Here is a 4,796-nt window from a genome sequence, read left to right on the forward strand (position 1 = left end):
GCTGTTTTAATTGCTCCAGATGCGTCGCTCGCGCAGGTGAACTTGAGCGGGATAGACTTGAACGGTGCGGATTTGAGCGGTGCAAATCTGCGTCGATCGAATCTATCCGGGTCAGACATGAGGCAAATAGACCTGACTGGAGCAGACTTGAGAAAGGCACAGATGGAAGGAGCAAAGCTGCAAGGAGCGGACTTGCGAGGTGCAAACTTGACTCAAGCTTCTTTGAATCAGGCAAATTTGAGCGAAGCCGATTTAAGAAAGGTAGATCTGACCAGAGCAGATTTGAGTGGGGCAAATCTCAGCAGGACAGATTTGCGAGGCGCAGACTTGACGGGAGCTTGTTTAAATCAGGCCGATCTAAGGGAAGCTGACTTGAGAGGGGTAGATCTGACGAGAGCGGACTTGAGAGGGGCGTGCCTGAGTGGGGCACAAATCGCAGAGGCAGATTGGACTCGCACAACTTTGGATGGTACGAATCGGTTTGACGTTAATCTGGGTGAGGTAAATTTGAGTCAAGTGACGAGATAGAGGTTAGGGCGGAAGATATCGCCTATCCTACGGTTTCTGGGATTACTCAATAGGTGTTCCAGCTGTAATTGTCGATCGATTGGCGATCGACAGGCTCGCTGCGCTCCAGATTTAAGGATTTGGAGCGTTTTTTGATGTGTTGAGTCCTTTTGTAGCCCTAGTCAATTTAAAATCTAAAATCGAAATTCTAAAATTGGTTAACTCTGGCCAAATCGGCTCATCTACCAAAACACTGCTTCAATGAGATTAACTTGCGATCCTCCCAGACCTACTCATTTTGTCTTGAAGTTTATCGTTTCTGCGCTTGCGATCGCCACAGCAGCAGCTCCGAAAACTAGCCTCGCACAACAGACACTCGCCCCAGAAAGGGATGTAGCTTTAGTTTTTTGTAGCCTTTCCCAACAAAACTCCTGCGCGTCGTTGGACTGGTTTGCAGATAATATTTTTGCCCAAACCCCTGAGATACCGGATGTGCAGGCAAGTTCTCCGCAAACGGGTACTCCCAGTTTACAAACTGAACCTTCTGCATCTCAAGAAAAGCCGTTTGTACCGCAAAACTTGCCACTGGTGCCATCGTCAACGCTGCTTGCGCCTAGTAGATACGGTATTGCTCCCAACATTTCTGTCATTACACCGACAGCTTATGGTAAATCATGGGGAAGTATCAGCGTTGGTTTGGGTTTACAACCAAGAACTCGTTTCACCAATGAAGCTGATGGGGTTTTGGGAGTTGGTTTTGGACTGGGGGATGGTAGAAAGGCGGTGGGTGTGGATATTGGTGTGTCGATCGCTGACTTGGATACGGCAGAAGATGGTAGTATCAGCTTCAAGCTTCATCGCCAGTTACCTGATGATTTTGCCGTTGCTGTGGGAGTTCTAAATGCGATCGACTGGGGTCTTACGGATAGCGGTACAAGCGTTTACGGTGTGGTGACAAAAAGATTTCGCCTGCGCGATCGAGTCGATCGGCCTTTCAGTCAACTGTATGTTTCTGCTGGCGTTGGTAGCGGCCAATTCCGTTCCGAATCTAACATTAATAAAGATGCCAATTCAGTTGGTTTTTTTAGCAGTGTTGCCGTGCGAGTAGCCGAACCTGTAAATTTAATAGCAGAATGGTCAGGTCAAGATTTGACGATCGGATTATCTGTTTTACCGTTCCGCAATATTCCTTTGGTGGTTACGCCTGGGGTAACCGATATTACTGGCAGTGCTGGTGATGGGAGCCGATTTATCTTGGGAGTAGGTTATTTAATATCATTTTAAATACCAAGCCTAATGCTGCATAGGCAATGATTCAATTACCGATTAGCATAAAAGATGAAATTGATTAAATATTCGCTCTATGTTGTGCTGGTTATTGGTTGTCTTTTTGTTTTAGCCAAACCAGGACTTAACCAATCGGGAACGCAGTCGGATGTGACTGTTCCCAACCCAGGAGAAATTAATCCCCAACCTGTTGAAAGAGGTAGCGAACCGCCGCAAAATATAGGCGGAATAAGAGTCGATCGTAGTGGGTTCGATCGAAATTTACAGCAAGCAGATTTCGGTCGGTCAGTGCAGATGTTTGAAGAACTCCAAGCAGTAGAATTTGGCCAATACTTCGGCACTAATTTTTTCGGTCAAACTGTTTCGCCTGAAGAAATATCTCAAATTCTCTGTAACTTGGCTGAAACGACTGGGAAAAAAGCGGCAGTACTTTACGTAATATCTCTAGAAAAACAACTGGAATTATTACTTGTTTTGCCCAATCCCAGACGTTGTACTGAGGCAACATCTAAACAAAATGATAATTCTACTTTATTCGTTCGCAAGATTGTCACTGCCGCCAATCGAAAAACTCTCCAAACAGTTGCCAAACAATTTCGTGCAGAAGTAACCAATCCCAATCTCAACAACGATTACCGAACTTTTGGACAAAAACTATATGAATGGATAGTTGCTCCCGTGCAACCAGAACTTGCAGCTAACAAAATAGACAGCTTAATATTTTCAATGGATGCAGGTTTGCGATCGCTGCCAATAGCCGCTTTTTTCAACGGCCAAAATTTTCTGATCGAGCAATATAATTTGGCTTTAATCCCAAGCTTTAGCCTTACCGATACTCGTCATATTCCCATTGCCAATTCGCGGATCTTGGCAATGGGAATATCTAAAAGTACCCAGTCACAATCTCCTTTACCGGCAGTAGCAGTAGAAGTGCCGACTTTGACTAACATTCTTTGGCAGGAAGGTCAAGGTTTTTTAAACGAAGAATCAACATTGGAAAAATTGGAATCTCTCAGTCGCCAGCAACGTTTTGGGATTATCCACATAGCTACTCATGCCGAATTTCAACCAGGAAAAGTCAGCGAATCTTACATTCAATTTTGGAATTCTAAACTCAAGTTAGATCGACTCAAAGAAATTTCGCGCCAATTGGAGTGGCATAAATCTCCAAAAGTAGAAATGCTGGTTTTAAGTGCTTGTAGAACTGCGCTGGGAGACGAACAAGCAGAATTGGGATTTGCAGGTTTGGCAGTTCAGGCGGGTGTAAAAACTGCTGTTGGCAGTCTCTGGTATGCTAGCGATGTAGGTTCTCTAGCGCTGATGACAGAATTTTATCACAAGTTGCGAACGGCACCAATAAAAGTAGAAGCTTTGAGAGAAGCTCAATTAGGTATGTTGAAAAGACAAGTCCGATTGCAAAGGGGAGAGTTATTATTATCTGATGGTCGTCGCATTCCTCTCCCTCCAGAAATAGCTAGCGGAGGTGAAACAATTATTTTATCTCATCCCTACTTCTGGTCTGGTTATACGATGATTGGTAATTGGAATTGATTAGAGATAGCGACGCCCAAATGTCCAATCCGCTTATGCTCAAGGAAGGGGGATGTTCTACTGTAAATTGATAGTATATTTCCTGTTTTGACTGTGGGGGTAAAGTTAGCGACCATTGTAACAATCCCATCTCACCTGGTTGAATTTTAGGATTACTTTGAGTTAGATGTACTTTTACTTGTTCGTTCCGACTCACTGGCAATTGCTCTGTTAGCTTCAAGGTGGTTTCTCGCTCTTGTAAGTTGGCAATGTTTAGGCGATAAGCGTAAGTTGTGCGACGCCGATCGAATATTATCTTTTTATCTACTTTTCGTTCTACTAAGTCGCGATCGATCTTCAATCCTTCGTCAATTCCTAAATTTATCTTGAACTCTTCCCCAGGTGAAACGTTTTCTATTTGGCTTGTACCGACAAAAGTTTCATCGCGGAAAATATTCGCTTTTCCGGGTAAGAGGGTAGCACCGTTTGGCGGATTGGTAACATTTGTTTGCAAGTAGGCGAAACTAACCAATCGAGGTATGGCGATGTACTCTTTTCGACAAGGATAGTTATCATTAAAAATAGTAATTTTGTGTGGTGTTCCATCGCTGAGAATGTCGCTGTTACCGCCTATTTCAAATGTGACAACACCGCCAGAGGTAGAAGCAACTGCGGTAACAGTTTCAGCTTGTACTGAAGGTGCCGATTCTGATTCTTCAGCGCGTGTTTGATTTTCGTTTAAAAGTGCCAGGTCGTAGTCGTCGTCCCCAAAAGTATTAATTTCATCAGCACTTAACTGATTTGCAACCTTCCCCTTACCTCGTCCCCGCGCTCCTTTTTTTAGAAACTGAGGCGCGTTATAAGATGGATTTTGCACATCAATATACCAAGGATCGAGCTTTGGCGGGAGTGTTCCCAAACCAGGTTTAGCAGTAGAAAGAGTGAGGGAAACACCCAACCAATCTTCGCCAGTCTTTTGTTGAACTTCAGCTAAATAGCTGAGATTCAAAGTATTTGCTGTTGTATTGACGCGCAAATCGTACAGAGGAGTCCAACTGGCACCAGTAACGATGTAGGAAACTTCTAACTCGAAATTACCAGCGCCAGATGGCTCGATCGCAACGATAATACTAAAACTTTCTAGGCTACGAAATTTTTCTATTTCCCACAACTGCCTGCCCAGCGCTAGTGTTTCTTTTTCTAATTGTTGATTTTGCTTCTCTAGCTGCGCGATCGCATTCGACAATTCGCTATTTTGCTGACCTAAAAAGCTCAGTAAATCTCTCGTTTCATTCAGACAAACTTGTTGCTGAGCGAGTCCTCTAGAAAATTTTTCTACCGATTTTTCGCCCAAATTTTGCACAAAATTACGTTGCAATTCAAGCGACTTCAATTCATCTCGAATGCGGCGTTTTTCTTCTTCCAATTGTTCGATTTGCTGGTTTAGGTGGGCTACCCGCTCTGAAATTGGT

4 protein-coding genes are annotated in these 4,796 nt (G+C 43.9%); 3 read left to right on the forward strand and 1 reads right to left on the reverse strand.

Translation table 11 applies throughout. The features are described 5' to 3' along the window. The 3 genes from H6S82_RS18440 to H6S82_RS18450 form a co-directional block, all read left to right on the forward strand. Positions 1-528: pentapeptide repeat-containing protein (locus H6S82_RS18440; protein ID WP_191056522.1), on the forward strand; the 528-nt coding region annotated here is incomplete at its 5' end. Positions 529-768: 240 nt separating this feature from the next. Then, complete coding sequence (locus H6S82_RS18445; protein WP_190468814.1) at positions 769-1,791, forward strand: hypothetical protein; 1,023 nt, start codon at positions 769-771, stop codon at positions 1,789-1,791. Between the two features lie 54 nt (positions 1,792-1,845). Further along, positions 1,846-3,345: a CHAT domain-containing protein gene (locus H6S82_RS18450; RefSeq protein ID WP_190468812.1), complete on the forward strand. Its 1,500-nt coding sequence runs from the start codon at positions 1,846-1,848 to the stop codon at positions 3,343-3,345. Here H6S82_RS18450 and H6S82_RS18455 read toward each other — a convergent pair. After that, the coding region (locus H6S82_RS18455; protein ID WP_191056523.1) for a mucoidy inhibitor MuiA family protein at positions 3,287-4,796 on the reverse strand (1,510 nt) is incomplete at its 5' end. The genes H6S82_RS18450 and H6S82_RS18455 overlap by 59 nt on opposite strands.

The organism is Planktothrix sp. FACHB-1355 (assembly GCF_014748295.1).
GTDB classification, from domain to species: Bacteria; Cyanobacteriota; Cyanobacteriia; order Cyanobacteriales; family Aerosakkonemataceae; genus Aerosakkonema; species Aerosakkonema funiforme_A.

Excerpts from the sequence above, each read along its gene's own strand:
- H6S82_RS18445 (WP_190468814.1), top strand. The coding sequence starts at position 769 with ATGAGATTAACTTGCGATCCTCCCAGACCTACTCATTTTGTCTTGAAG.
- H6S82_RS18450 (WP_190468812.1), top strand. The coding sequence starts at position 1,846 with ATGAAATTGATTAAATATTCGCTCTATGTTGTGCTGGTTATTGGTTGT.